General features: G+C 68.3%; 14 protein-coding genes. 11 read left to right on the top strand and 3 right to left on the bottom strand.

The window, feature by feature from the left end; genetic code table 11:
* Window positions 1-303: 303 nt before the first annotated feature.
* Both AAID08_RS10095 and AAID08_RS10090 read left to right on the top strand, forming a co-directional pair.
* Window positions 304-5,391 (top strand): S6 family peptidase, encoded by a 5,088-nt coding sequence (locus AAID08_RS10095; protein ID WP_395757589.1) that lies wholly within the window; start codon window positions 304-306, stop codon window positions 5,389-5,391.
* Between the two features lie 122 nt (window positions 5,392-5,513).
* Window positions 5,514-9,413, top strand: a complete 3,900-nt coding sequence (locus AAID08_RS10090) for a S6 family peptidase (protein ID WP_395757588.1) — start codon at window positions 5,514-5,516, stop codon at window positions 9,411-9,413.
* 62 nt (window positions 9,414-9,475) lie between these two features.
* Here AAID08_RS10090 and AAID08_RS10085 read toward each other — a convergent pair whose 3' ends face one another.
* Entirely contained in the window at window positions 9,476-9,931 is a 456-nt protein-coding gene (locus AAID08_RS10085; protein ID WP_054503816.1) for a BPTD_2524 family lipoprotein, read from the bottom strand.
* 163 nt (window positions 9,932-10,094) lie between these two features.
* On the opposite strand from AAID08_RS10085, the gene AAID08_RS10080 reads away from it, so the two are divergent.
* A complete protein-coding gene (locus tag AAID08_RS10080) occupies window positions 10,095-12,002 on the top strand; it encodes a S9 family peptidase (protein WP_374700857.1) in 1,908 nt (635 codons plus the stop codon).
* On the opposite strand, the gene AAID08_RS10075 is transcribed toward AAID08_RS10080, so the two are convergent.
* Window positions 11,992-13,257 carry a GGDEF domain-containing protein gene (locus AAID08_RS10075; protein ID WP_175142959.1) on the bottom strand — a complete coding sequence of 422 codons (1,266 nt, stop codon included), beginning with the start codon at window positions 13,255-13,257 and terminating at the stop codon, window positions 11,992-11,994. The two genes, AAID08_RS10080 and AAID08_RS10075, sit on opposite strands and share 11 nt — an antisense overlap.
* A 555-nt stretch (window positions 13,258-13,812) precedes the next feature.
* On the opposite strand from AAID08_RS10075, the gene pgaA reads away from it, so the two are divergent.
* The 4 genes from pgaA to pgaD are packed head-to-tail and all read left to right on the top strand — an operon-like array spanning window position 13,813 to window position 20,138.
* Window positions 13,813-16,320 carry a poly-beta-1,6 N-acetyl-D-glucosamine export porin PgaA gene (gene pgaA, locus AAID08_RS10070; protein WP_395757587.1) on the top strand — a complete coding sequence of 836 codons (2,508 nt, stop codon included), beginning with the start codon at window positions 13,813-13,815 and terminating at the stop codon, window positions 16,318-16,320.
* Between the two features lie 7 nt (window positions 16,321-16,327).
* Entirely contained in the window at window positions 16,328-18,361 is a 2,034-nt protein-coding gene (gene pgaB / locus AAID08_RS10065; protein WP_175167688.1) for a poly-beta-1,6-N-acetyl-D-glucosamine N-deacetylase PgaB, read from the top strand.
* Window positions 18,358-19,695: a poly-beta-1,6-N-acetyl-D-glucosamine synthase gene (pgaC, locus tag AAID08_RS10060; RefSeq protein ID WP_054503820.1), complete on the top strand. Its 1,338-nt coding sequence runs from the start codon at window positions 18,358-18,360 to the stop codon at window positions 19,693-19,695. Before pgaB ends, pgaC begins: the two co-directional genes overlap by 4 nt.
* Complete coding sequence (gene pgaD / locus AAID08_RS10055) at window positions 19,692-20,138, top strand: poly-beta-1,6-N-acetyl-D-glucosamine biosynthesis protein PgaD (RefSeq protein WP_024068435.1); 447 nt, start codon at window positions 19,692-19,694, stop codon at window positions 20,136-20,138. Before pgaC ends, pgaD begins: the two co-directional genes overlap by 4 nt.
* Window positions 20,139-20,198: 60 nt before the next feature.
* Here pgaD and AAID08_RS10050 read toward each other — a convergent pair whose 3' ends face one another.
* The gene (locus AAID08_RS10050) at window positions 20,199-21,452 is read right to left on the bottom strand and encodes an MFS transporter (RefSeq protein WP_395757586.1); all 1,254 of its coding nucleotides are present in this window, start codon (window positions 21,450-21,452) and stop codon (window positions 20,199-20,201) included.
* Between the two features lie 168 nt (window positions 21,453-21,620).
* On the opposite strand from AAID08_RS10050, the gene AAID08_RS10045 reads away from it, so the two are divergent.
* From AAID08_RS10045 to AAID08_RS10030, 4 genes are all read left to right on the top strand, one after another.
* Window positions 21,621-22,427 (top strand): helix-turn-helix domain-containing protein, encoded by an 807-nt coding sequence (locus tag AAID08_RS10045; protein WP_054503822.1) that lies wholly within the window; start codon window positions 21,621-21,623, stop codon window positions 22,425-22,427.
* 214 nt (window positions 22,428-22,641) lie between these two features.
* Window positions 22,642-25,344, top strand: coding sequence for a PBP1A family penicillin-binding protein (locus AAID08_RS10040; RefSeq protein WP_395757585.1), 2,703 nt, complete (start codon window positions 22,642-22,644; stop codon window positions 25,342-25,344).
* A gap of 119 nt (window positions 25,345-25,463) precedes the next feature.
* On the top strand, window positions 25,464-25,979 hold the full coding sequence (locus AAID08_RS10035) for a sigma-70 family RNA polymerase sigma factor (RefSeq protein WP_175142955.1): 516 nt from the start codon (window positions 25,464-25,466) through the stop codon (window positions 25,977-25,979).
* Window positions 25,966-26,964, top strand: a complete 999-nt coding sequence (locus AAID08_RS10030; protein WP_395757584.1) for a FecR domain-containing protein — start codon at window positions 25,966-25,968, stop codon at window positions 26,962-26,964. The genes AAID08_RS10035 and AAID08_RS10030 overlap by 14 nt, the downstream gene beginning before the upstream one ends.
* Window positions 26,965-26,980 lie beyond the last annotated feature (16 nt).

The following is a 26,980-nucleotide window of genomic DNA, read 5'->3' as shown; positions in this document are numbered from 1 at the left end:
GCGTCCCATGGATTGGACACACCCGCCACTCGCCGCCGCCGCGGCACCTCCCGCCCCGGGTAGGCGCACCCCGTCCCATGCGGGCGGCCCACGCCCCTGCCCCGTGATGCCCCCGCGCGAAGGGCAACTCCGAGCGATGCCGGCCAAGCCGGGCTGACGTCTGCGCCCTTGCCGGCGCCCGCGCATCCCCAACCTCCGCAATCCGCTTCAACACTCCCGACGCTAAACGGCGCCGGGGCGAGCGCGTGCGCCCATTTTTCCTCGCGTCCGCGCCCAGGAGAGGCGCAATAACCGGAAAGCAGTATGAACAAGATCTACGCACTGAAGAAAAACGCCAGGCAACAAGTCGTTCCGGTCGCCGAGATTCGGCGCGGCGTGAAAAAGACCGGCCGTTCAAGGCGCCAGCGAAAAGCGCTTGCGCTGTGCGGAGTGTCGATCCTGGCCAGCATGTTGGGCTCCCTCCCGCTTCACGCATCCATCGTCGGCACCGATCTCCCCTACCAGACCTATCGCGATTTCAGCGAGAACAAGGGCGCATTCCAGCCCGGGGCGACAAATATCACCCTGTACGACAAGACCGGCGTTCCTTATGCCGTCCTGGATCGCGCGCCCATGATCGATTTCAGCGGCGTCGACCGCAAGGCCATCGCGACGCTGGCATCGCCGCAGTACATCGTCAGCGTCAAGCACAATACCGCTTACGGCAGCGTCAACTTCGGTTATGCGGACGATACGCTCTATCGATTCGCAAACCGCAATAATGACGATTACGCACGCGATTTCCATAGTCCCCGGCTGGTCAAGATCGTGACCGAAGTGGCGCCGATGCCCCTGACAGCCGCCGGCACCGCGCAGGGCACCTACCAGAACAAGAATCGCTTTCCGGTGTTCTACCGGGTAGGGACGGGGTACCAGTATGTCAAGAACCGGGACGGCACGCTGACGAATCTCCAGGGCGCCTACCAGTATCGGACCGGCGGGACGATTGGTTCGCCCAGTATTTCCGATTGGAGTATTGTGTCGAGCCCCGGCAACACCTACAACCCCGCTCAAGGCCCGATGGCGTCATACGGGGCCCCCGGAGACAGCGGCTCCCCGCTATTCGCCTGGGACGCCAAGGAGAACAGATGGGTGCTGGTCGCTGTCACCAGAACGTACAGCGAGCCCCAGGGAGCCGCCAATTCGTTCGTGGTCATCCTCGTCGACGAGTTCAACGCCGTCATGGCAAAGAACCGCGATGCCCCCGTCGTCACCCAACCCACCCTGGGCGACATCCTCTGGTCCTATGACGCCACCCAGGGCACCGGCAGCCTGACGCAGGCAGACAATGCATGGGCGATGCATGGCAAGCATGGCGCCACCATCACGGCGGCGCTCGACCACGGCAAGGACCTGATCTTCAGCGGCGGTGGCACCGTGATCCTGCAGAACTCGGTGGACCAGGGCGCCGGCTCGCTGACCTTCGATGACGACTACACCGTCAAGCCCGTCGATAGCCAGACCTGGATGGGCGCCGGCATTTTCGTCAACGACAATCACGTCGTCGATTGGGGCATCAACGGCGTGCCCGCCGACAGCCTGCACAAACTCGGAACCGGCACGCTGCGGATCAATGGCGTGGGGATGAATCCCGGGAAACTGAGCGTCGGCGACGGCACCGTCATTCTGGCGCAACGCGCCGATGCCGAAGGGCGGGTCCAGGCCTTCGATGCAATCCATATCGTCAGCGGCCGTCCGACCGTCGTTCTTGGCGATGCCGGGCAGGTCGACCCCGACAACATCAACTGGGGCTATCGCGGCGGCCAGCTCGATGTCAACGGCAACGATATCACCGCTCACCGTCTCAACGGCGCCGACAAGGGCGCGATCCTGACGAACCGCGGCGCGCAGGCGACGCTCAACCTTGACTTCAATCGCACGGATACCGTTGCAACCGATACCGCGGCAACCGATACCGAGGCAACGGCCACCGCTGCCATCGCCAATATCTGGCACGGCCATTTCACTGGCAATCTGAACGTGGTGAACCGCGTCGAAGCGGGCACGAAGAACGATTTCGCGATCGACGGCGGCACCCGGATCGCCGGCGCCCTGCACCAGACCAATGGACAACTCTTCCTGCAGGGCCATCCCGTCATCCATGCCGTCAACCAGAAGCCGATCGTCGCCAAGCTCAGCAAGATGGGGGACGACTCACTGTTGACCCAACCCGTCTCCTTCGACCAGGACGACTGGGAAACGCGGCATTTCACGATGGAATCCCTCGTCCTGAAGGACGCGGGGCTGCACCTTGGGAGAAATGCCACGCTCGCCGCAAACATCCTGGCGCAGAACGCCAACGTGACCTTGGGCAGTGACGAACTCTACATCGATCTCGAAGACGGCAACGGCGTGCAGACCCGGCCCGTACTGGGCAAGTCGAAGGCGCTCGCCCCGGCTGACCAAAGCCGTTTCGAAGGCAGGGTGCAACTGACGGACGGATCCACGCTCAGCATCAACCACTCGTTCATTGGCGGCATCGACAGCGTCGACAGCGCCATCCGCGTGGCCTCGACCCAGGCCGAGCTGACGCAGCCCAGCGAGTTCACCCGCTCCTTGCTGGCGCTGGCCGACGACGCCAGGCTGACGAGCCGCGCCGCCCTCCATTCCGACGGCGACGTGCAGGTTGGCTCGGACGCACTCCTGTCAATGCAGGCAGCGCCGCAAGATGCCGCGTCGTGGACCACCTACAGCGCCGCCGCTTGGCGATTGCAAGGCGCCCATGGCGCCCTCGACGCCGGCGCGGGCACCCGCCTGTTTGGCGACATCGTCGCGGATGACGACGCCAGCATCAACCTGGGCGGCGGCGATGCCGCCATCACGTCCGAGTCCACCGCTGCCGCGGTCTACGCTGGCGCTGTCAGCGCCAACCAGGCGGGCATGCGGATCCACGATGACGGCCACTGGTTCATCACCGGGGACTCGGCCTTGAATCGGCTACAGGCAAGCAACGCGCTACTGAGTTTCGGTGACAGCCGCCTGCTCGACCGCGATTTCCCGCCGCAGGCGAATTCCGCCAAGGCGTTGGCCATGGGCCTGATCGAGGCCACGCCCGCGAATCCGCCTCATGCCCTGACGGTCGACACGCTTGCCGCATCCGACAGTGTCTTTGTCTTTCGCGTGGATCCCTATAGCGGCGCCCATGACGAAATGACCGTCACCGCGCTGCTCGAGGGCAGCGGCAACCGCTTGCGGGCCGCCTATTCCGGCCAGGCGCAAGCCAGCGGTCCGGCACAAGCCAGGGAAACCCTGGTGTTCAGCGCACCCGCCGCCACGCCCGCGGATCGCTTTGCGCCGGAAAAGTACTTCGTCAAGAGCGATGCCTCCGACACCCCTGCGTCAAGCGATCCCTGGCGCAGCGGCCTGGCGGTCAGCCATGCGGCCGATCAACGGCAATGGTGGCTCATCAGCATGAGCGACGAAGCGCCGTGGAAGCTGACGGAGAATCGCGAGTTCGACTTGTTGCACCTGCCGACGGCGGAAAGGGTGGAGTTGTCGCAACCCGGACCGGCATGGACCCCGCATGCACTGCGGGTCGACACGCTGATTGCCAGCGGCGTGCGCTTCGCCATGACCGCCAGGCCGCAGACCCACGAAAGCGACAGTATCCATATCGCCTCCTTGGCGCAGGGCGACGACAACCGACTGGACCTTACTCTCCTCGTGCACGATCCGGTCCCCGCCGACGACAGCGGTGTCTTGCTGTTGGCGACAGCGCCCGCGGCCACGTTGGACAGCTACTTCAAGTCGGGTCCCGTCACGCAGGGACTCACGCTCTACGTGCCCAACCTTGAGATCGTCAGCACCGACACGGAGAAAAGATGGCAATTGACGTACAGGGCGGTCGAACCGGTCGTCACGCCCGACCAGACGCCGCCCCCCGACGACGCGCCTGATGCGGCCACGCCTGACGAGGGCAATTCTGCCGAAAAACCGGCGGAGCCGCCGGTCGAAAAGCCCGCTGACCCGCCCGCCGAAAAACCGGCGGAGCCGCCGGTCGAAAAGCCCGCAGACCCGCCCGCCGAAAAGCCGGCGGAGCCGCCAGTCGAAAAGCCCGCAGACCCGCCCGCCGAAAAGCCGGCGGAACCGCCCGCCGAAAAACCTGCGGAACCGCCAGTCGAAAAGCCCGCTGAACCGCCCGCCGAAAAACCGGCGGAACCGCCGGTCGAAAAGCCCGCGGACCCGCCCGCCGAAAAGCCGGCGGAGCCGCCAGTCGAGAAGCCCGCTGACCCGCCCGCCGAAAAACCGGCGGAACCACCAGTCGAAAAACCCGCTGACCCGCCAGTCCAAACCCACAGGCCACACGCCGGGGGACTGTCGCTGTTCACGCCGTATTCATTGAGGCTGTCCGAACTGGGCATCCTGCGGTCGCGCGACGAGATCATCGGCCGCTTGCGCCAAGCCGGCATCGTCGCGGACGACGACATCGTCAACCAGATCAACGCGGTACGCCAGCAAATCAACCGCACCGCCGCGTTGGCCAGCCTGCCGAAGATCGCGTTCGTGCTGGAAACCAACCAGCTCAACAAACGCCTGGGCGACGTGCGTCAATTGCACGAAGCAGCCGGACTATGGATCAAGACCAGCCATGGACAGGCCGATTATCAGCAAGTGCGCCTGAAGCACGATACGCTGCAGTTGGGCGTGGACCGCAAGGATGGCATGCAGTTGTACGGCGTCATGGGAAGCTATACCCAAGGCTCGGGGCATGGCGATGCGGGCCTGTCGGAAAAGCACACCACCGGCGGCATCGGTGTCTACTATGCCTTGATCAACGAGGACGGCCCCTTCGTCGACTTCATCGCCAAGTACCTGAGGACCAACCATACCTACCACATGCCCGCCAATCTTCGCATCGAAGGGCATGGCGCGCACTCGAATTCGGTGCTGGCCAGCGTGCAGGCGGGATGGCGGATGAACCTGTTCAATGATCGCGCCTTCATTGAACCGTCAGTGGAAGTGGTCACGGGCTATACGAGCGGCTACACGCTGCATGGCGACAAGAGCACCGTCGACGTACGGGTCAATGCCAGCGCGCCGGTCTATGCCAAGATCGGCGCCGCCGCCGGGTTGAATTTCCAGTCGGACGAACAACGCGGACTGACGCTTTCAGCCGGGCTGTTCCGGCTTCAGAATCTGCGGCGCGGCGGCAGCGTCGATGTCCTGAACAACAGCGTCCGAGGAGATATGCTGCGCACACCGATGGCTGACGACAGCCGCTATCTGGTCAATGTATCGCTCAATGCCAGGCTGTCGCCCAACTGGCGTTTCTATAGCCAGGTGGAAAGCAGCTTTGCCGGCAAACTGAAACACGACTACAGCGGCCAGGTCGGCGTGCGCTATCAGTTTTGAGGCGGAAAGGTTGGCCGGTCGGTCGGGCGGGCGCAGGCCCTGCGGCATCCCATTATCAGACCTGGGTTCGGACCCTGATCCATGACAATGGGCGCTTTCGCTTATCGTGTTGAAAGCGCCGCATGGGCTGGAAATCTCTGTCACCTGGCCGCAACGCCCTCCCCTCCCTCCCGGCCAGCCCGGCAAGACCTGATCCACGCGACAAGCCGGGCCGCCATGGCGCGCCCCGCCTGACCTTCCGGCCGATCTGCCACGGGCTGTCGATCCTGGCGGGTCTGCTGGCAGCGGCGCCGTTGCAGGCCGCCATGGTCGGCACGGATCTGCCTTACCAGACCTATCGCGACTTCGCGGAGAACAAAGGGGAGTTCCGGCCCGGCGCGCAGGGCATCCCGCTGCATGACAAGGCCGGAGCGCCCTACGCGATCCTGGACCGCGCGCCCATGATCGATTTCAGCGTGGCCGACACCTCGGGCATCGCAACGCTGGTGGCGCCGCAATACGTCGTCAGCGTCAAACACAACGGCGGCTACGCCGGCGTGGCCTTTGGCTATCGCGGTGATACCCGCTATACCCTGGTCAACCGCAACAACCACCGTTGGGAGGACTTCCATTCCCCGCGCCTGAACAAGGTCGTGACCGAAGTGTCGCCCATCGCCATGACCGACGCCGGCGATGCCGCCGGAACCTATACTGACCTGTCCCGCTTCCCGGTGTTCTACCGGGTCGGCTCCGGCGTGCAGCGGGTCCAGGACCGGTCCGGCGTGCGCACACGCATCGCGGGCGGCTACGCCTACCTGACCGGCGGCACGGTGGGATCGCCCGAGGATTCCTACTGGTTCCTGAGGGCGCTGCCGGGCGCCACCTACTCGCCCAAGCAGGGTCCAATGGCCTCATACGGCGGGCCCGGTGACAGCGGCTCTCCGCTGTTTGCCTGGGACGCGCAACGCGGGCGGTGGACCCTGGTAGCGGTGCAGACCGGCTGGTCTGGCGAGGCCGCGACGCTCAGCGCGTTCAATGTGATTCCGGTCCCGGACGTCATGGATGTCATCGACGGCAAGACCGATGCGCCGGTGGTCACCCAAAGGCCCGATGACGAGATTCATTGGACCTACGACAGGGCCAGCGGAACCGGCGCATTGAGCCAGGCGGAGAACGCCTGGACCATGCATGGCAGGTTCGGGGCGAATCAGGCCGCCGCGCTGGATCACGGCAAGGATCTGGCCTTTCGCGGCGGCGGCATCGTCACGCTGGAAAGCACGGTCGACCAAGGCGCCGGCGCCCTCACATTCGACGGCCGCTACGCCGTCAGGCCCACGGATACCCAGACCTGGCGAGGCGGCGGCATCACGGTGAACGCGGAAGCGTTCGTCGACTGGCAGGTCAACGGCGTGGAGGCCGACAGCCTGCACAAGCTGGGCGCCGGCACACTGAAGATCAGCGCTTCAGGGATCAACCCGGGCACGTTGAACATTGGCGATGGCACCGTCATCCTGGCGCAACGCGCCGATGCCAGCGACCGGGTTCAGGCCTTCGCGGCGGTCCGCATCGTCAGCGGCCGCCCAACCCTGGTGCTGGCCGACAGCCGCCAGATCGATCCGGACAACATCCAGTGGGGATTCCGTGGGGGCAAGCTCGACATCAACGGCAACGATCTCACCTTCCATCGATTGAACGGCGCCGACGCCGGCGCCGTGCTCACCAATAGCGGTTCCCCCGCCACCGTGAACCTGGCCTTCGACCCACCCGGCGGCGCCAATGCCACGACCCTCTGGCACGGCCATTTCACCGGCAATCTCGACATCGCCAACACCGCCACGCCGCAGGGCCGCTTCGCCATCGACGGAGGTATCGACAGCACTGGCGCGTTCATCCAGCAGAACGGCCTGCTGTACCTGCAAGGGCACCCGCTTGTCCACGCCGCCAATACCGCCGCCGTCGCGGACAAGCTCAAGTCCATGGGCGATGACTCGCTGCGGACCCGCCCCGTCTCCTTCGCTCAGCCCGACTGGGAAACGCGCCACTTCCGCATGGCATCGCTGCAACTGCGCAACGCGCGCCTCCATCTCGGCCGCAACGCCGTGCTCGCCACCGATATCCTCGCCGATAATTCCATCGTCACCCTGGGCAGCGCCTCTGTCTTCATCGACCTGAACGACGGCACCGCCATCAATACGGCGCCGGCCGCCGGCGAATCGAGGGCTGGCACAGACGCCGGGACAAGCAGATTCGAGGGAGGGGTGACCCTGGCGAACCACTCCACCCTGCACATCGCGGAGCGCTTCAACGGGGGCATCGACAGCGCCGATAGCGAAACGCATGTCTCTTCCCCCCACGCGGTGCTCGACCGCCACAGCGTATTCACCCGCTCGCTGCTGAACCTGCGCGAGGACGCCAGGGTGACAAGCCATGCCGGCCTCGCCTCGGATGGCGAAGTGCGCGTGGGGGCCCGCGCCATCCTGTCGATGCGGGCGGCGGCGGTCCCCGCCCTTCCCGCAACGACCTACTCGGCCGAATCCTGGAGACTGAATGGTCCGGATGCCAGCCTCGAGGCGGGAGCCGGCACCCGCCTTGCCGGCAACATTGTGTCCGACGATGCCGCGCACATCCGCCTTGGCGGTGGCGAATCCGTCGGCCCGACCGCGCCGCGCGCCGCTTACCTCGGCGACATCGCCGCGCCCGCGTCCGACGTGACCATGCAAGACCTGTCCTGGCAGGTGAGGTCCACGTCGTCGGCGAAATCGTTGCGGTTCGATCGTGCCGACCTGGCTCTCGCTGGTGCGTCCGACTTCAGATCGCTGGACGTCGACGTCCTGACCATGGACGACAGCCAAGTGTTCATGCGGACCGACGGGCTGTCCGCCGACCGCATCACGGTCAGGCAGTCCCTGGCGGGCCGGAACAATGCGCTGCACGTCCTGCTGGCCCGGTCGCTGGCCAGCCTAACCCCCTCGCCCACGCCCCTGGTGACAGCCCCGCCCGGCACCCGTGGTGACGTTTTCACCCTGGACGCGCCCACGCGCGAACTCGGCTTTCATCGCCTCACCCCGCAAGTCGCAGTCGTCGCCACCGACACCGCGACACAATGGGTGTTGCAAGGCTTCGCGCTGAAGCGGGACGAAGCCGCGCTCCAGGGCGGCACGGGACTGACGGACGTCGGCCGCCAGAACTTCCTGACCGAAGTGAACAACCTCAACCGGCGCATGGGGGATCTGCGTCACGCCCAGGGCAATGCCGGCGGCTGGGCGCGCCTGATGAACGGCTCAGGCAGCTCGGCGCGCGGGGGATCCACGAGCCGCTATACCCATTTGCAACTCGGCGCCGACCGGAAGTTCGCTTTTGCCGGGGCCAACGTCTACGCCGGCGCCACCATGACATTCACCGACAACCGCCATAACGGCCGGGCCTTCTCGGGCAAGACCCGATCCTCGGGCGGCGGTCTTTATGCCTCCGCCCTGTTCGATGCCGGATGGTATGTCGACGTGATCGGCAAATACGTGCTCAACCGCAACCACTATGGGATGCCGGCCATGGGCCTGGCGGCGCAGGATTACGGCGGGCATTCCTGGTATCTGGGCGCGGAAGCCGGACGGCGCATCACCCTGGTCGACCGCGCGTTCGTCGAACCCCAGGTCGAGCTAGTGTACGGCACGGTGCCCGGCCATCGGTTCGATTGGCAATACCACGGCGCCAACGTCAGCGTACGGCAGGGACGCTTCACCCCCCTGATCGGGCGCGTGGGTTTGGCGGCCGGCAAGTCCTTCGAGGGCACGGCGTGGCAACTGACCTCGCTGGCCGCCCTGAGTTACCAATTTGACCTGCGCGCCCCCGGCGCGACGTCGTTGCGCGACGATCTGGGGCAGATCCACGCCAGCCACGGCAAGGATGGCAGGATGTTGATGGAGTTGGGAGTGAACGCCAGGATCAGGGGCGGCACCCGCCTCAGCTTGAGCATGGAACGTTCCGCCTTCGGCAGATACAACACGGACAAGGCGATCAACGCGAATATCCGCCACGCCTTCTGATCGGCGCCAGGCCGGGCGGCGGCCTGACCGCGGCCGCCGCGATCGGGCCGCCGCCCGCCGCGTTACTTCGGCAGGTCGCGCGACGGCTTGACCGGCGGCCGCGGATCCAGCGGCATGTAGCTGGCGCACGAGCTCATGCCGTAGTAGATCGCGTCCTGCATGGCGCGCATCGCCGCGGCGTCCCAGGTGCCCTTGCCCCACATCACGATGCGGGTTTCGGTGGTCTTGGGACCGGCGGCCTTCAGGTCGACCCGCGTCATTTCATTGTCGCTGTACGGGGCCAGCACCCGCACCACGGCGGACTGGGCGCCCTCGTCCAGGCTCGAGACCACGCGATAGGCGTTGTCGGTGCTGCGCAGGCAGGCGTTGGCCTGGCGCACCGTGGTGGCATAGGCGTCCTTGAAGGCAACGGGCGCCTTGAACTCGCTGTGCGGCGACGAGCCATCCTGCGAAATGCCCAGCGAGCAGCCCGCCAGCCCCAGGGCCAGCGCCGACGCCACGACCAGATTCCGAACCATGTGTTTCTCCAGATTGATAGCCGCGATTATCCCGCAAACCGGCCACCGGCATAAGTGGCCGGGGCGGTTCGACACCCCGGCCGAGGCTATGGCATTATCGATCAGTAGTCCGGCGGCGCCCGCGGCCGGGTGGAATCGTCGGAGGTATGCCTTGCTCTCATTCATGAAACACACCATCCTGGCCGCCGGTATCGTCGGCGCCTCCCTGGGCGCCAGCGCCGCCGCGCAGCCGCCCCGGGCCTACCCCCTGAAAGACTTTTTCCGCAATCCGGAACGCGGCTTCTTCCGCCTGGCCGACGACGGCAAGACCCTGGGCTTCATGCAGCCCACCAGCGTCGACGGCAAGCCGCCGCGCATGAACATCTACGTCCAGGCACTGGAAGGCAGCAAGCCGGTGGGCGAACCGCGCAAGCTGACCAGCGAGTCGGCCCGCGACATCAGCAACTTCTTCTGGAAAGGCCCCGACGTGGTGCTGTACCAGAAGGACTTCGGCGGCGACGAGAACTTCCACGTCCTGGCGGTGGACGCCAAGACCGGCAAGGTCACCGACCTGACCCCCTACGACGGCGTGCGCGCCAGCATCGAGGACGACCTCGAAGACGACCCCGACCACATCCTGATCAGTCACAACCAGCGCGATCCGCAGGTGTTCGACGTCTACCGCGTCAACGTGCACACCGGCGCCGGCGTGCTGGTGGCGCAGAACCCCGGCAATATCGTCGGCTGGCAGACCGACCACGCCGGCAAGGTGCGCGCGGCCGTCACCAGCGACGGCCTGAACACCACCCTGCTCTACCGCGACAACGAGGCCTCGGAGTTCCGCCCGCTGTTCACCACCGACTACCGCACCAGCGTCAGCCCGGCTTTCTTCACCTTCGACGACAAGAAGTTCTACGCTCTGTCCAACCGCGGCCGCGACAAGCTCGCGCTGGTGGTGATCGACCCGGCCAGCCCCGACAAGGAAGACGAGATCTTCACCCCGGACACGGTCGACCTGGACGCGGCCGGTTTCTCGCGCAAGCGCCGCGTGCTGACGGTGGCCTCCTACCAGACCGACAAGCCGCAGTACAAGTTCTTCGACGCCGAGACCGAAACCCTGTTCAAGAAGCTGTCAGCCCAGCTCGAGGGCTACCAGTTCGCCATCCAGGGCGCCAACCGCGACGAAGACAAGTTCATCGTCGCCGCCTACAACGACCGCACGCCCGGCTCGCGCTACATCTACGACGCCCGCGCCGACACCCTCAGCAAGCTGGCCGACATCAACCCGGCCATCCCCGAGGCCGACATGTCGCGGGTGCAGCCCATCAGCTACCAGAGCCGCGACGGCCTCACCATCCATGGCTACCTGACGCTGCCGGCCGGGCGCGACCCCAAGAACCTGCCATGCATCGTCAACCCGCACGGCGGCCCGTGGGCGCGCGACGGCTGGGGCTACAACCCCGAGGTGCAGTTCCTGGCCAACCGCGGTTTCTGCGTGCTGCAGATGAACTTCCGCGGCTCCACCGGCTATGGCCGCGCCTTCTGGGAAGCCAGTTTCGGCCAATGGGGCCTGAAGATGCAGGACGACATCACCGATGGCGTCCAATGGCTGGTCAAGCAGGGCATCGCCGATCCCAAGCGCATCGGCATCTACGGCGCCAGTTACGGCGGCTACGCGACGCTGGCCGGCGTGACCTTCACACCCGACCTGTACGCGGCCGCCGTCGACTACGTCGGCGTGTCCAACCTGTTCACGTTCATGAAGTCGATTCCGCCCTACTGGAAGCCGATGCTCGACAAGATGCAGGACATGGTCGGCGACCCGGTGCGCGACAAGGACCGCCTGGCCGCCACCTCGCCGGCCCTGCACGCCGACAAGATCAAGACGCCGCTGTTCATCGCCCAGGGCGCCAAGGACCCGCGCGTCAACAAGGACGAGAGCGACCAGATGGTCAAGGCGTTGAAGGCCCGCGGCGTCGAGGTGGAATACATGGTCAAGGACAACGAAGGCCACGGCTTCCACAACGACGAAAACAAGTTCGAGTTCTACGCGGCCATGGAAAAGTTCTTCACCGAGCACCTCAAGCCGTAAGGTTGGAGCCCTCCGCGGCCAACGCGCCCCCCTCGGGGCTGGCGCCTTCCCGCGCGGCGCCTTCCTCCCCCTGCTCCCGGGCCGCCTGCGGGCGGCCCGTGGCGCGTCCGCTCCAGGCCATCTCGACGCGATCGCGGCCCAGCTCCTTGGCCTTGTACAACGCCAGGTCGGCGCGGGCCAGAATGCCGTCGGCGGTGTCGCCTGGCTGGAATGTCGCCACGCCGCCGCTGACGGTCATGCGCAACGCCTGCCCCTGCAGGTACAGCGGCGAATCGCGCAGGGCATCGCAGACGCGCTGCGCCTGCACCAGCGCATAGGCGGCGTCGCAGCCGTACATCAGCAGCACGAATTCCTCGCCGCCCAGGCGGCCGAAACGGTCGCTGGCGCGCACGGCCTTGGGCACCGCCTGCGCAAAATGCCGCAGGGCGGCGTCGCCGGTCGCATGGCCGTGACGGTCGTTGATCGACTTGAAGTGGTCGATGTCCAGCACCAGCACCGCCAGCCGGCCGTCGCCGCGCTCGCAACGCAGCAGCTCATGCTCCAGCTCGTCGAGGATGCTGCGTCGGGAATAGGCGCCCGTCAGGCTGTCGAAGGTCAGCGCCGCCTGCATTCTTTCCGACAGCGCGGTCTGGATCAGCAACAGCAAGGCCAGGAACAGCGCCGGCACCGTCACCGACCCACAGACGATGAAGAACAGGCCCCAGGGCGCCGGATCCAGCAGCGACGACACCGGCACCCACCCACTGCCATACACCGCCACGCGCAGGGCATGCAGCAGCGCCAGGCCGGTCATCGCCAGCAGCACGTAGAGCACCACCCCGGGGGTCTGGATCTGCTTGCGCTGGCGATACACCACGCCGCCCGTGGCGAGCATCAGCACACAGGTGAAGGTGGAGAACACCACCATGCGGCCCACCAGGTAGTCCTGCCGGTACAGCATGGCCGCCATCGCCACGATACACAGCGCCGCCGCCAGGCCCACGCGCGCGCCCTGCGGCCGCAGGCCGAAGAACTGCCGCACGCCCACGTACACCAGGCTTACGGACGCCAGCCAGGCGGCGTTGGACACCATCACATAGGCGCCGGGCGGCATGATTTCGGACGACGCGTAAGCCAGCATCGACAGCACCGCCAGGCCGTTGGCGATTGTGAACGCCTGCACGCCGCCGACGCCGCGCGTCCGCAGCGGCAGCAGCAAGGGTAGCGCCAGGGCCGTCGCCAGCCCCCACACCAGGAAAAATAAGGAAGTCGTCATGTTGTTTACCGGCTCGCGCGTTCGCATGCGCTCGCCGTCGCTAGGTGTTGCACCGGAGGCAGTGTCGTAGTCACGTTACAGACCTGCACTTTTGACGTTTTTTGTTACTTTCAGGGCGAACCATGTGAACCCATTCCGTCGCGCGCACAACGTTCCGTGCCCGGGTTGCCCCAATACCGGCATACCGCCACGACGGTTGCGCGGTATGCGACAGAGAATACGTCAAGCTTCGTAACAACGGCGCCGCCCTTTGCACTAATTGACAGTTGGATTGACCGAAAACCCATAAAGTTCGGGCTGTTGACGGCGCCGCCAGAAGCGTCGCAACCACGCCCCACGGGCGTGGCGCGTACTAGCCATGCACTCCCTCGTGCGAGTGCGAAGGTCCCCGCAGCGGGCGCCGCGCAGTCACTACCCAACGCTCTCCCATCCGCCGCCGGCGCCCTTGCTTGCGTCCGTGCCGCGCCTTCGGCGACGCGCCCTGCGCGTCCGGCCGGCGGAGCCGTGAGCGCCCTCGTCGCAACTGCGGAAGTACTACGGATGCTGAAAGGAACAATGCCCCCCCGGGGCCACGCGGGCCCCGACATGGCGGCCGCCACGCAGGCGGCCCCGCGACAGCGCGCCGCCGCCACGGCCGTGCGCGCCTTCACGGCCGGCGCGCTGCTGGCTCCCGCCCTGGCGCTGGCCGCCCCTGGCGCCGACTATGACGCCCTGATCACGCGCGCCCGCGCCGGCGACTACGAGCCGGCGCTGGCCATGCTGCGCCAACAAGGCGCGGGCGCCGGCCGCCAGGCGATCTACGACCACATCGTCATCGCCGGCTGGGCCGGCCGGCCCGGCGAGGCGGTCGCCGCCTACGAATCCCTGCCCCGGGCCGCCGCCGTGCCCGCCGACATCCAGTTGGCGGCGGCGCGCGCCTACCGCGACCTGCGTCGCTGGCCCGAGGCCCTGGCGGCCTACCGCGCCGGCCTGAGCCGCCATCCCGGCCAGACCGCCTTCGCCGCCGGCGAGATCATGACCCTCGCCGACGCCGACCAGACCGAGGCCGCGCTCGCCGCCGGCCAGGCCTGGGTCAAGCGCGCGCCGCGCGACGCCGACGCGCGCCTGGCGTTGGCCTATGTCCATGCGCGGCTGCGCCAGCCGTATGAGGCCCTGCACCAGGCCGACCAGGCGCTGTCGATCGCGCCCGGCACGCCCTACGTGCTGCGCGAATATATCGACGCCCTCAGCCGCGCCCGCCTGGCGCAGCCGGCGCTGGATCTGGCCCGCCAGCATTCCGACCTGTTCGACGCCGCGCAGTTGCGCCGGATGGAGGGTGACGCGCTGGCCCAGCAGGTCCGGCTGGCCGCCATGCCCACCCGCACCGAGGCCGAGCGCTTCGCCATCGCCGACCGCGCGCTGGCCCGCTACGACGCGCTGATCCCCGCCTGGCAAGCCCTGGGCGAGCCGGCGCGCCAGGACGTGCTGCGCGCCCGCATCGACCGTCTGCACGCGCTGCATGCGCGGGTCCGCATGGCCGACGTGGTGCGGGAATACGAGGCCCTGCGCGCCCAGGACGTGGCGGTGCCACGCTATGCGCTGAATGACGTCGCCTCGGCCTACCTGTACCTGCGCCAGCCGGAAAAGGCCCGCGACCTCTACCGCCAGGTCGGCGCCGACGGCGCCAGCCGCGACGACGATGCCGAAGACCGACTCAACACCGAGACCGGCCTGTACTACGCGCTGGCCGAAGCCGAGGAATTCGACCGCACCGATGCCGTCACCGACGCCATCGAATCCGGCTACGCGCCCTGGCTGTACTTCAAGGGCCAGGCCACCCGCAACCCCAACGACCTCAAGCTCGAAAGCGCCCAGACCGTGGCCGCCGCGCGCCAGTTGGCCGACGACACGGTCGCCGCCGAGCAGCGCCTGCGCGGCATGGTCGAGAACGCGCCCAACAACTCGACGCTGCGCGCCGACCTGGCCTCGCTGTATCGCCGCCGCGACCTGCCGCGCGCCTCGGAACGCGAACTGAAGATGGCCGAAACCCTGGCGCCGCGCGCGCTGCAGGTCGAAAACGGCCAGGGCTTCACCGCCATGGACCTGCAGGAATGGCGCCAGGCCGAGGCGTTGTCGGCCGACACCCTGGCGCGCGCCCCCGAGAACCTGACCAGCCGCCGCCTGGCGCGCGAATGGGAAGTGCACAACAAGGCCGAGCTGCGCATCAGCGGCTACCGCGGCCTGGCCTCGGACAGCCCGGTCAACGGCAATGGCGACTTCGGCATCGACGCGGTGCTGTATTCGCCGCCCATCGACTACAACTGGCGCGCCTTCGGCGGCGGCGGCTACGCCACCGGCGACTTCGAGGAAGGACGCGGCAACTACCGCTGGTTGCGCACCGGCGTGCAATGGCGCGGCCGCGACCTGACGGTCGAAGGCGAAGTCTCGACCCACAGCTACGGCCACGGCGTCAAACCGGGCCTGCGCCTGTCGGCCGCCTATGACATCGACGACCACTGGCAGGTGGGCGGCTCGGGCGAGCTGCTGTCGCGCGAGACCCCGCTGCGGGCCTTGACCAACGACATCACCGCCAACCGCCTGACCGGCTTCGTGCGCTGGCGCGCCAACGAGCGGCGCGAATGGACCCTGTCGCTGTCGCCGTCGCGTTTTTCCGACGGCAACCAGCGCTGGGAACTGGGACTGGACGGGCGCGAGCGCGTCTACACCGCGCCGCACCTGAAGGCCGACCTGACGCTGGACCTGTCGACCCAGCGCAACAGCCGCGACGACGCGCCCTACTACAACCCGCGCTCGGACCTGATGGCGCTGCCCGGCGCGCGCGTCACGCACACGCTGTACCGCCGCTACGAAACCGCCTGGGAACAGATCGGCACCATCGGCGCTGGCACCTACACCCAGCAGGGCCACGGCACCGGCGGCGTCATCGCCCTCGGCTATGGCCAGCGCTTTCGCGCCAACGACGTGCTCGACATGGGCGCGATGGTCACCGGCATCAGCCGCCCGTACGACGGCCAGCGCGAGCGCGAACTGCGCATCGTGTTCGACCTTGCCTACCGCTTCTGAGACCGCCATGTTGCTCAAGCTATCCACCCGACTCCTGCTGGCGGCCCTGCTGCTGCTGGCCATCCTGGCGCTGACCGCCTGCGCCAAGGACATCCCGGTCTACACGCCGCCGTCCGAACGGCCCGTGGCGGCCGCCGAACAACCCTGGGTCCAGGGAAATTTCCTGGCCCTGGCCTACCACGACGTCGAGGACGACGACCCCGACCAGGGCTTTCTGAGCGTGCGCACCGACCGCCTGGTCGACCAACTGGCCTGGCTGCGCGAAAACGGCTACCAGGCCGTCTCCGTCGACCAGATCCTGGCCGCGCGCCAGGGCGGCAAGCCGCTGCCCGAGCGCGCGGTGCTGCTGTCGTTCGATGACGGCTACCGCAGCTTCTACACCCGCGTGCTGCCGATCCTGAAGGCCTACCGCTGGCCGGCGTTGCTGGCGCCGGTGGGCACCTGGATGGATACTCCCGCGGACAAGCGCGTGGACTTCGGCGGCAGCCCCGAGCCGCGCCAGCGCTTCCTGAACTGGGACGAAGTGCGCGCCATCTCGCAGTCCGGGCTGGTCGAGATCGCCGCCCATACCGACGCCTCGCACTACGGCGCGCTGGCCAACCCGCAGGGCAACACCGAGCCGGCCGCCGCGATCCGCGCCTACGACGCCAAGACCGGCCGCTACGAGACCGAGGCGCAATTCAAGGCCCGCATGGGCGGCGACGTGCGCGCCATCAGCCGCAAGATCGAACAGGTCACCGGCAAAAAGCCGCGCGTCTGGGTCTGGCCCTACGGCGCCGAGGGCGGCAGCACGCTGCGCATCGCCGCCGACAACGGCTACCAGTTGGCGCTGACGCTGGAAGACGGCCCCGGCCGCCTCGGCCGCCTGATGTCCACGCCGCGCATGCTGCTGGCCAGCGACCCGCCGCTCAAGCCGTTCGCCAACAGCATCGTCGGCATGGAAGCCACCCCCTTCATGCGGGTCGCCCACGTCGACCTGGACTACGTCTACGACCCCGATCCGGCGCAGACCGACCGCAATCTTGGCGAACTGGTGCAGCGCATCCTCGACCTGCAGATCAACACCGTGTTCCTGCAGGCGTATTCGGACCCCACCGGCGACGGCCTGGTGCGCTCGGTGTACTTCCCCAACCGCTGGCTGCCGGTGCGCGCCGACCTGTTCAACCGCGCCGCCTGGCAGTTGCACAACCGCGCCAACGTCATGGTGTACGCCTGGATGCCGGTGCTGGCCTACGACCTGGACGCCTCGATCCCGCGCGTCACGCGCTGGCAGCCCGGCCAGGCCGAGGCGCGGCCCGATCCGGACCAGTACCGCCGCCTGTCGCCGTTCGACGCCACCGCGCGCGCCCGCATCGGCGACCTGTACGAGGACCTGGCGCGCCACGCCATTTTCGACGGCATCCTGTTCCACGACGACGCCGTGCTGTCCGACTTCGAGGACGCAAGCCCCGGCGCGCTGGCGGCCTACCGCGCCGCCGGCCTGCCCGGCGACATCGGCCAGTTGCGCGCCGACCCGGACACGCTGCAACGCTGGACGCGCGTCAAGAGCCGCGCCCTGGTCGACTTCACCGCCGAGCTGACCGACCGCGTGCGCGCCGTGCGCGGCCCGCAGATCAAGACCGCCCGCAACATCTTCGCCATGCCGATCCTGGAGCCGCAGTCGGAAACCTGGTTCGCGCAGAACCTGGACGACTTCCTGGCCGCCTACGACTGGACCGCGCCCATGGCCATGCCGCTGATGGAGAACGTGCCCAAGGGCCAGGAAAACGCCTGGCTCGACCGGTTGGTCGACGCCGTGGCGCGGCGCCCCGGCGCGCTCGACCGGACCGTGTTCGAGTTGCAGGCGCGCGACTGGCGCACCGGCCCCGGCCGCCCCGAGGCCACGCCCGTCGACACCGCGGTGCTGGCCGGCTGGATGCAACGCCTGCAACTGCGCGGCGCCCGCAGCTTCGGCTACTACCCCGACGATTTCTCGCAAGACCAGCCCCGGTTGCAAGGCATCCGGCCCGCCATCTCCGAAGCCTGGTATCCCCTCCGATGATCGACCGTCTGATTGCCCTGATTATCCTGCTGGCGGTGCTGGGCGCGCCGTTCGGCTTCACCATGATGCTGACCGGCCAGGCGCTGCTGGGCTTCGTCTTCTTCTACCCGCTGTTCATGTCCGGCATGTGGATGGCCGGCGGCCTGTACTTCTGGTGGCATTGGGAACGGCGCTGGCAGTGGGGGCCCGGATCGGCGCCGCCGGCGCTGGCCGGCGATCCGCTGGTGTCGATCCTGGTGCCCTGCTACAACGAAGCCGACAACGGCGAAGAGACCCTGCTGGCCGCCCTCAACCAGCGCTATCCGAACATCGAGGTCATCGCCGTCAACGATGGTTCCAGCGATGGCACCGGGGCCATGCTGGACCGCCTGGCTGAACAGCACCCCCGCCTGCGCGTGGTGCACCTGGCGCAGAACCAGGGCAAGGCCATGGCGCTGCGCATGGGCGCGCTGGCCGCGCGCAGCGAATACCTGGTCTGCATCGACGGCGACGCGGTGCTCGATCCGGACGCCGCCGCCTACCTGGTGGCGCCGCTGATCGACAACCCGCGCGTGGGCGCCGTCACCGGCAACCCGCGCATCCGCACCCGCTCGACCCTGATCGGCCGCGTCCAGGTGGGCGAGTTCTCCTCCATCATCGGCCTGATCAAGCGTACCCAGCGCGTCTACGGCCAGGTCTTCACCGTGTCGGGCGTGGTCGCCGCCTTCCGCCGCGCCGCGCTCGACCGGGTCGGTTACTGGAGCCTGGACATGATCACCGAAGACATCGACATCAGTTGGAAGCTGCAGCGCGACCACTGGTCGATCTTCTACGAACCGCGCGGCCTGTGCTGGATCCTGATGCCCGAGACGCTGCGCGGGATCTGGAAGCAGCGCCTGCGCTGGGCGCAGGGCGGCGCCGAGGTGTTCCTGAAGAACCTGCGCTCGATCTGGAGCTGGCGCCACCGCCGCCTGTGGCCGCTGATGCTGGAATTCTGCCTGTCGACCGCCTGGGCCTTCGCCTTCGGCATCTCGGTGCTGCTGTGGCTCATCAGCCAGATCGTGACCCTGCCCAACAACATGCACATCGCCAGCCTGATGCCGCCCGCCTTCACCGGCATGATGCTGGCGATGGTGTGCCTGCTGCAATTCGCCATCAGCATCCTGATCGACCGCCGCTACGAGCCGGGCCTGTGGCGCGCGCTCTACTGGGTCATCTGGTATCCCCTGGCCTACTGGATGGTGAGCCTGCTCACCACCCTGGTCAGTTTCCCCAAAGTCATGCTGCGCAAGCAGGCCGAGCGCGCGCGCTGGACCAGCCCCGACCGCGGCATCAAATCACCGGACGCATCATGATCATCACGACCAAACGCTCGCGCGCGGGCTATCTGTTCGACCTGCTGCTGACCGCGGTCGGCTGGCTCGCCTTCGTCTACCTGTTCGGCGCCGGCATCGTCGCCATCCTGCGCGGCGCGGCCAGCGGGCCGCAGGCGCCGCTCTGGCCGACCTTCCTGCCGACGCTGCAGACGCTCGGCAGCTACGCCGTGCTGGCCCTGCTGAATGCGGCGGTGCTGGTGCTGTGGGCGGCCTACAACCACCTGCGCTTCGGCGGCAAGGACCGCCGCCAGCCCATCGCGCCGCTGGACGATCACCGGCTGGCGCTGAGCTTCGCCGTCACGCCGCGCCAGATCGCCCAACTGCGCGCCGCCCGCGTCGCCGTCATCCATCATGGCGGCGACGGCGAGATCCAGGCCATCGAGGCGGCCCGCCCGCGCCTGGCCGCCGTGCCGGCGGCCTGAGGGCGGATAGCGCCCGGAGCGCGCGGGCGGCCGTCACGGGCCGTCGCGCGCCCCCGCTCCTCAGGCGCGCTTGCGCTCCACGTCCGGCAGCAGCACCGCCACGATGCCCAGCAGCGGCAGATAGGCGCACGCCTGGTACACATAGCCGATGCTGGTGGCATCGGCCAGCTTGCCCAGCGCCGCCGCGCCCAGCCCGCCCATGCCGAAGGCGAAGCCGAAGAACAGGCCGGCGATCATGCCGACCTTGCCCGGCACCAGTTCCTGCGCGTACACCACGATGGCCGAAAAAGCCGACGCCAGCACCACGCCGATGATCACCACCAGCACGCCGGTCCAGAACAGGTTGGCATGCGGCAACAGCAGCGTGAACGGCGCCACGCCCAGGATCGACACCCAGATCACGATCTTGCGGCCGATGCGGTCGCCCACCGGCCCGCCCACCACCGTGCCCACCGCCACCGCGGCCAGGAACAGGAACAGGTACAACTGCGCCTCGCGCACCGACAGCGCGAACTTGTCGATCAGGTAGAAGGTGAAATAGCTGTTCAGGCTGGCCAGGTAGAAGTACTTCGAGAACACCAGCAGGCCCAGCACGCCCAGCGCGCCCAGCACCTGGTTGCGCGTCAGGCCGTGGCCGCTGCCCTCGCGCCGGGCGCGCGGCTTCAGGCGCACGCGGTTGGCGCTGTACCAGCGGCCGATGCCGGTCAGCACCACGATGCCGAACAGCGCCGCCAGCGAGAACCAGGCCACGCTGCGCTGGCCGTGCGGAATGATGAACAGCGCCGCCAGCAGCGGCCCCAGCGCCGAGCCGACGTTGCCGCCCACCTGGAACAGCGACTGCGCCAGCCCGTGGCGCCCGCCCGAGGCCATGCGCGCCACCCGCGACGACTCGGGGTGGAACACCGACGAGCCCGTGCCCACCAGCACCGCCGCCACCAGCAGCCAGCCGAACGACGGCGCCACCGACAGCAACAGCAGCCCCGCCAGCGTGAAGCCCATGCCCACCGGCAGCGAATACGGCTTGGGATTGCGGTCGGTGTAGAAGCCGATGAACGGCTGCAGCAGCGAGGCCGCCAACTGGTACACCAGGGTAATCAGGCCGATCTGCGCGAAGGACAGGCTGAACGAATCCTTGAGCATGGGATAGATGGCCAACAGGATCGACTGGATCATGTCGTTCATCAGGTGCGCCACGCTGATCGCGCCCAATACCGCGAACGCGGTGGAAGGATCGGCAACGGCGGGACTCGGCGCGGGCGCGGCGGACGCGGTGCGGTCCGGCAACGCGGCGGCGGGATTCTGGGCGGAGTTCATGGATAGGGAACGAAAAAAGAAAACGGGAATGCGTCCGACCTCACGCCGGGGCCTGGCCAGTGTAGGAACGGCGCGCTTCCAGCGTCTGACATTTTTCGTCGAGAAAGTGACAAAATAGCGTTTCCCCTACCATGAAATCGGCTTCCTCCTTTTGTCGGAAGTGACACCATGCCCACCCGGCCCGCGCGCCTCGACCCGGCTCGCAGCATCGACGCCCAGGACTACCAGGACCGCCCCCGCGACGTGACGGCGATGGCCAAGGAATTCGCCGCCGGCGCCCGCACCGGCGCCCACTCCCATCCGCGCGCCCAACTCATCTACGCCGTCGAAGGCGTGATGCGCGTCACCACGCCAAGCGGCTTCTGGGCCCTGCCGCCGCTGCGCGCGCTGTGGGTGCCGGCCGGCGTGCCGCATGGCGTCGACATGATCGGCGCGGTCTCGATGCGCTCGCTGTACATCCATGCCGACGCCGCGCGGGCCTATTGGCCGCAATGCCAGGTGATCGAGGTCAGCGGCCTGCTGCGCGAACTGATCCTGGCGCTGACCGCCGAGCCCATCGACTATCCGCTGGGCGGACGGGCCGGGCAGGTGGCCGCGCTGATCCTGTCCGAACTGACCGCCGCCCGCGTGGTGCCCATCCAGATCCCCTGGCCGCGCGACCGCCGCCTGCAGACGATCTGCGAGGCCATCCTCGACCGGCCCGGCCTGCAACGCGGCATCGAGGGCTGGGCCGGCGAGGTCGGCGCCAGCGCGCGCACGCTGATCCGGCTGTTCCAGGCTGAATTGGGACTGAATTATCGGCAATGGGTGCAGCAGGTCCGCCTGGCCGACGCCGTCTGCCGCCTGTCGCTGGGCGTACCCGTGGCGCGCATCGCCGCCGACCTGGGCTATCGCAGCCCCAGCGCCTTCAGCGCCATGTTCCACCGCGCCCTGGGCGCGCCGCCGCAACGCTATCTGCGGGCGAATGTCGCATGACACTGCAACCGGCCTTGCCGTTTGTCACGGCGCGCAATACATTTCAGCGCGCGCTTGCAGCCGGCCGCTGCGCGAAACCCGCGCGGCGCGTATGCTCAAACCCGTCCCCATATGCCTTGCCCGCGGCGCGAACCGTCCCCGCGGGCAAGTTTGGTTACCGAAACCTTCCGGCCCCGTCGCCGGTCTATAGCGTTCTGCCCTAGAATCGCCAGCAATGAGCACCCCCCAGCAATCCTCCGCCAACCCGGGCGGCAAATCGGGCTTTCCCTGGAAACGACTCCTGATCAAGGCCGGCGTCGCCGTCGCCGGCCTCGGCGTCTGCGGGGCGCTGCTGGTCGGCCTGGCGCTGGCGATCGCCTGGCCCAGCCTGCCGGACCTGCACGCCATGACCGACTACCGGCCGCGGGTGCCGCTGCGCATCTACACCGCCGACAAGGTCCTGATCGGCGAATACGGCGAAGAACACCGCAACGTGCTGCGCTTCGACGAAATCCCGGCGGTGATGCGCCAGGCCGTGCTGGCGGCCGAGGACGACCGCTTCTACCAGCACGGCGGCGTCGACTGGATGGGCATGGTGCGCGCCGTGCTCGTGAACCTCGTCAAGCAATCCAAGACCCAGGGCGGCAGCACGATCACCATGCAGGTGGCGCGCAACTTCTACCTGTCGTCCGAAAAGACCTATTCGCGCAAGTTCTACGAACTGCTGCTGACCTACAAGATTGAATCCGAGCTCACCAAGGACCAGATCCTCGAGCTCTACATGAACCAGATCTACCTGGGCCACCGCGCCTACGGCTTTGCCGCCGCCTCGCGCACCTACCTCGGCAAGCCGCTGTCCGAGGTCACGCCGGCCGAGGCCGCGATGCTGGCCGGCATTCCCAAGGCGCCTTCGCGCTTCAACCCCATCACCAACTTCCCGCGCGCCGAGATCCGCCAGCACTACGTGCTGGGCCGCATGAAGACGCTGGGCTACCTGACGCCGGAACAGACCGAAGAAGCCCTCAAGCAGCATGTGGTGATCCGCGGCGCCGACGGCGCCAGCCTGCGCGGCTTCGCCATCCACGGCGAATACCCGGCCGAACTGGCGCGCCAGTTGATGTACGGCGTGTTCCAGGAGCAGACCTACTCCAAGGGCATCGACGTCTACACCACGATCGACTCCAAGGACCAGGAAGCCGCCTACCGCGCCGTGCGCGACGGCGTGCTGGACTACACCCGCCGCGCGCCCTACCCCGGGCCGGAAGACCAGATCGAGCTGCCCGACGGCGTCGAAAAGGATGCCGCGGCATTCGACGACATCCTCGACGGCGTGCAGGACAAAACGCCCGACAGCGAAGACCTGCTCACCGCCGTGGTGCTGGCCGCCAGCCCGCAGGAAGTGACCGTGGCGCGCAGCGCGCGCGAGATCATCACCATTTCCGACAAGAAGGCGCTGGCCGTGGTGGCGCGCGCCCTCAACCCCAAGGCCGGCGACAGCCAGCGCATCCAGCGCGGCTCGGTGGTCTACATCCACAAGAACGGCAACGGCTGGGAAATCATCAACATGCCGGCGCTGCAGGCGGCGCTGGTGTCAATGGTGCCGCAGGACGGCGCCATCCGCGCCATGATCGGCGGCTTCGACTACAACCGCGGCACCTTCAACCGCGTCACGCAGGCCTGGCGCCAGCCGGGCTCGAACATCAAGCCGTTCGTCTACGCCGCCGCCCTGGAGCGCGGCCTGACGCCCGCCACGCAGATCTCCGACCAGCCCTTCATGCTGACCGCCGCGCAGACCGGCTCGAAGGACTGGCAGCCCAAGAACGACGGCAACCGCTACGAGCCGATGCTGACGCTGCGCCAGGGCCTGTACAAGTCCAAGAACATGGTCACCATCCGCATCCTGCAGGCCATCGGCCCGCAGTACGCGCAGGACTACCTGACCCGTTTCGGCTTCGACAAGGCGCGCTGGCCGGCGGTGCTGCCGCTGGGCCTGGGCGCCGGCGGCGCCACGCCGCTGCAGGTGGTCAACGGCTACAGCGTGTTCGCCAACGGCGGCTACCGCGTCACGCCCTACCTGATCGACAAGGTCACCGACCGCTCGGGCAATGTGCTGATGCAGGCGCAGCCGGTGGTGGCGGGCGACGCCGCCGCGCGCGCCATCGACCCGCGCACCGCCTGGGTCATGGACGACATCCTGCGCGGCGTCACCACCAGCGGCACCGCGGCGCGCGCGCACCAGGTGCTCAAGCGCAACGACATCGGCGGCAAGACCGGCACCACCAACGAAGCGGTCGACGTCTGGTTCTCCGGCTTCACCCCCACCCTGGCCACCACGGTCTGGATGGGCTTTGACCAGCCCAAGTCGCTGGGCACCAACGAATTCGGCAGCGGCCTGGCCCTGACCACCTGGCTCGACTACATGCAGCCGGCGCTCAAGGGCGTGCCCGAGGCCAAGCCGGCGCCGCGTCCCGACGGCCTGCTGGTGGACAACGGCGAATACTATTTCAACGAATTCCCGCCGGGCCAGGCGGTGGCCTCGCTCGACCTGTCCAGCGGCGACCCGCTGACCGACTTCCTCAACAACAACCGCTCCACCGACGGCGTCGACAACTCGGTGCGGCCCCTGCCCGCGCCGGGCGCGACGCTGCCGCCGGCGACTCAGCCCCAGGCGGGCGCGCCGCAGCAGACGCCCGTGCAGCAGACGCCCGCACAGCCGGCGCCGGGCCAGCAGGCGCCGGTGGCGCAGCCGATTCCGATCCCGGCCGCGGGCAGCGGCACGCTGGGCGGCGCCTTGGGTGGCGCTTCCGGGGGCAACCCGGGCGGCGACGGCGGCAACACCCCGATCCCGCCGATCCCGGTGCCGCGCGTCGACGCCGACATCCCGGCCCGCGCCAGCGCCGTCAACGGCACCGGGCCGCTGGCCGCGCGGCCGCTCTAACCCCCCCGATCCGCCCGGGAAAGACCGGCTTGCCGGCGCGCGCGCGGATCAACTATGATCCGGAATAATTCGCATTCCGGATCATGGGATGCGCCGCGCCAACGCCACGCCAGTCCATCATGTCCGCGACCGGGACCTCTCCCCAGCCCATCGAAGTGCTTTACGGTGACCACCACGGCTGGCTGCGCGGCTGGTTGCGCAAGCGGCTGGGCAACGCCTTCGACGCCGCCGATCTGGCGCACGACACCTACGTCCGCATCCTGGCCTCCGGCGCCACGCCGCAGCCGGACCAGTCCCGCCGCCACCTGACCCAGATCGCCAACGGCCTGCTGATCGACCTGTATCGCCGCCGCGGCATCGAAGCCGCCTACCTCGAGGCCATCGCCGCGCTGCCGGTGGCGCTGGCGCCGTCCGAGGAAGTCCGCGCCCTGGCGGTCGAGGCCCTGATCGAAGTCGACACCATCCTGCACAAGCTGCCGCCCAAGGCCCGCATGGCGCTGCTGCTGTGCAAGCTCGACGGCCTGAGCTACCGAGAGATCGCCGAACGGCTGCACGTGTCCGTCTCCTCGGTCGAGAAGTACGTCGCGGCGGCGCTGCTGGCGTGCTACCAGGCCCTCTACAATGGCGCGCACTGACGCGGCCGCCGGCCAGGGGCCGGCGATCGATCCCGCGGTCGTGCGCCGCGCCTCGGCCTGGATGGCGCGGCTGTGGTCGGGCGAGGCGAGCGCGGCCGACCGCGCGGCCTGTGACGCCTGGCTGGCCGCCCATCCCGACCACCTGCGCGCCTGGCGCCGCCTGCAGGTCATGGACGCCAAGCTGGCCGGGGTCTCCGAGCCGGCCTCCCGCACGGTGCTGCTCGACGCTCGTCCGCAGGCCTATGCCGCGCGCCGCAAAGCGCTGCGGACACTGGGCATCGCGGTGGCCACCACCGCCGGGGCCACCCTGCTGTGGCGCGAAAGCGGGCGCTGGGGCATGCTGGCCGCCGACCACCGCAGCGCCGTCGGCGAGATCCGCGACATCACCCTGGCCGATGGCTCCCGCGTCGTGCTCGACAGCGGCTCGGCCATCGACGTGCGCTTCGACCGCCACGAGCGCCGCATCCTGCTGCTGGCCGGGGAAATCCTGGTGTCGACCGCTGTCGATGCCCAGGGCAGGCCGTTGCGCGTGCAGAGCCGGCAAGGCATGGTGCAGGCGCTGGGCACCCGCTTCACCCTGCGCGACGCCGGCCCACAGGCGCACCTGGCGGTCTACCAGGGCGCGGTCGACGTCTATCCCGGCGCGGCCGCCCAGGCGGTCCTGCGGGTGCATGAGGGCGAGCGCACGCGCTTCGACCCGCAGCGCGCCGAGCCGCCCGCCGCGGCGCGCGAGGCCGACGCCGCCTGGACGCGCGGCGTGCTGCTGGCCGAGGACATGCGGCTGGCGGACTTCACCGCGCGGCTGGCCCGCTACCGCAGCGGCTTCCTGCGCTGCGACCCGGCCGTCGCCGAGCTCCGCGTCACCGGGGTCTTCCCCCTGCGCGACACCGACCGCGCCCTGCACAACCTGACGCTGGGCGTGCCAGTCGACATCCACACGCTCAGCCGCTATTGGGTCACCGTCGGCCCCCGGGCAGCACGCTAGGGCGCATCGACCGCCA

Origin of the sequence: Achromobacter sp. EB05 (assembly GCF_044232075.1) — a bacterium.
Lineage (GTDB): Bacteria > Pseudomonadota > Gammaproteobacteria > Burkholderiales > Burkholderiaceae_B > Achromobacter > Achromobacter dolens.
The sequence above is the reverse complement of the archived record's forward strand: the minus strand, read 5'-3'. Positions and strand labels throughout refer to the sequence as shown.

Bases quoted from the DNA above. Each gene is read 5' to 3' on its own strand.
- AAID08_RS10095 (WP_395757589.1), top strand. From the start codon at position 304: ATGAACAAGATCTACGCACTGAAGAAAAACGCCAGGCAACAAGTCGTT.
- AAID08_RS10090 (WP_395757588.1), top strand. From the start codon at position 5,514: ATGGGCTGGAAATCTCTGTCACCTGGCCGCAACGCCCTCCCCTCCCTC.
- AAID08_RS10085 (WP_054503816.1), bottom strand. From the start codon at position 9,931: ATGGTTCGGAATCTGGTCGTGGCGTCGGCGCTGGCCCTGGGGCTGGCG.
- AAID08_RS10080 (WP_374700857.1), top strand. From the start codon at position 10,095: ATGAAACACACCATCCTGGCCGCCGGTATCGTCGGCGCCTCCCTGGGC.
- AAID08_RS10075 (WP_175142959.1), bottom strand. From the start codon at position 13,257: ATGACGACTTCCTTATTTTTCCTGGTGTGGGGGCTGGCGACGGCCCTG.
- pgaA (WP_395757587.1), top strand. From the start codon at position 13,813: ATGCCCCCCCGGGGCCACGCGGGCCCCGACATGGCGGCCGCCACGCAG.
- pgaB (WP_175167688.1), top strand. From the start codon at position 16,328: ATGTTGCTCAAGCTATCCACCCGACTCCTGCTGGCGGCCCTGCTGCTG.
- pgaC (WP_054503820.1), top strand. From the start codon at position 18,358: ATGATCGACCGTCTGATTGCCCTGATTATCCTGCTGGCGGTGCTGGGC.
- pgaD (WP_024068435.1), top strand. From the start codon at position 19,692: ATGATCATCACGACCAAACGCTCGCGCGCGGGCTATCTGTTCGACCTG.
- AAID08_RS10050 (WP_395757586.1), bottom strand. From the start codon at position 21,452: ATGAACTCCGCCCAGAATCCCGCCGCCGCGTTGCCGGACCGCACCGCG.
- AAID08_RS10045 (WP_054503822.1), top strand. From the start codon at position 21,621: ATGCCCACCCGGCCCGCGCGCCTCGACCCGGCTCGCAGCATCGACGCC.
- AAID08_RS10040 (WP_395757585.1), top strand. From the start codon at position 22,642: ATGAGCACCCCCCAGCAATCCTCCGCCAACCCGGGCGGCAAATCGGGC.
- AAID08_RS10035 (WP_175142955.1), top strand. From the start codon at position 25,464: ATGTCCGCGACCGGGACCTCTCCCCAGCCCATCGAAGTGCTTTACGGT.
- AAID08_RS10030 (WP_395757584.1), top strand. From the start codon at position 25,966: ATGGCGCGCACTGACGCGGCCGCCGGCCAGGGGCCGGCGATCGATCCC.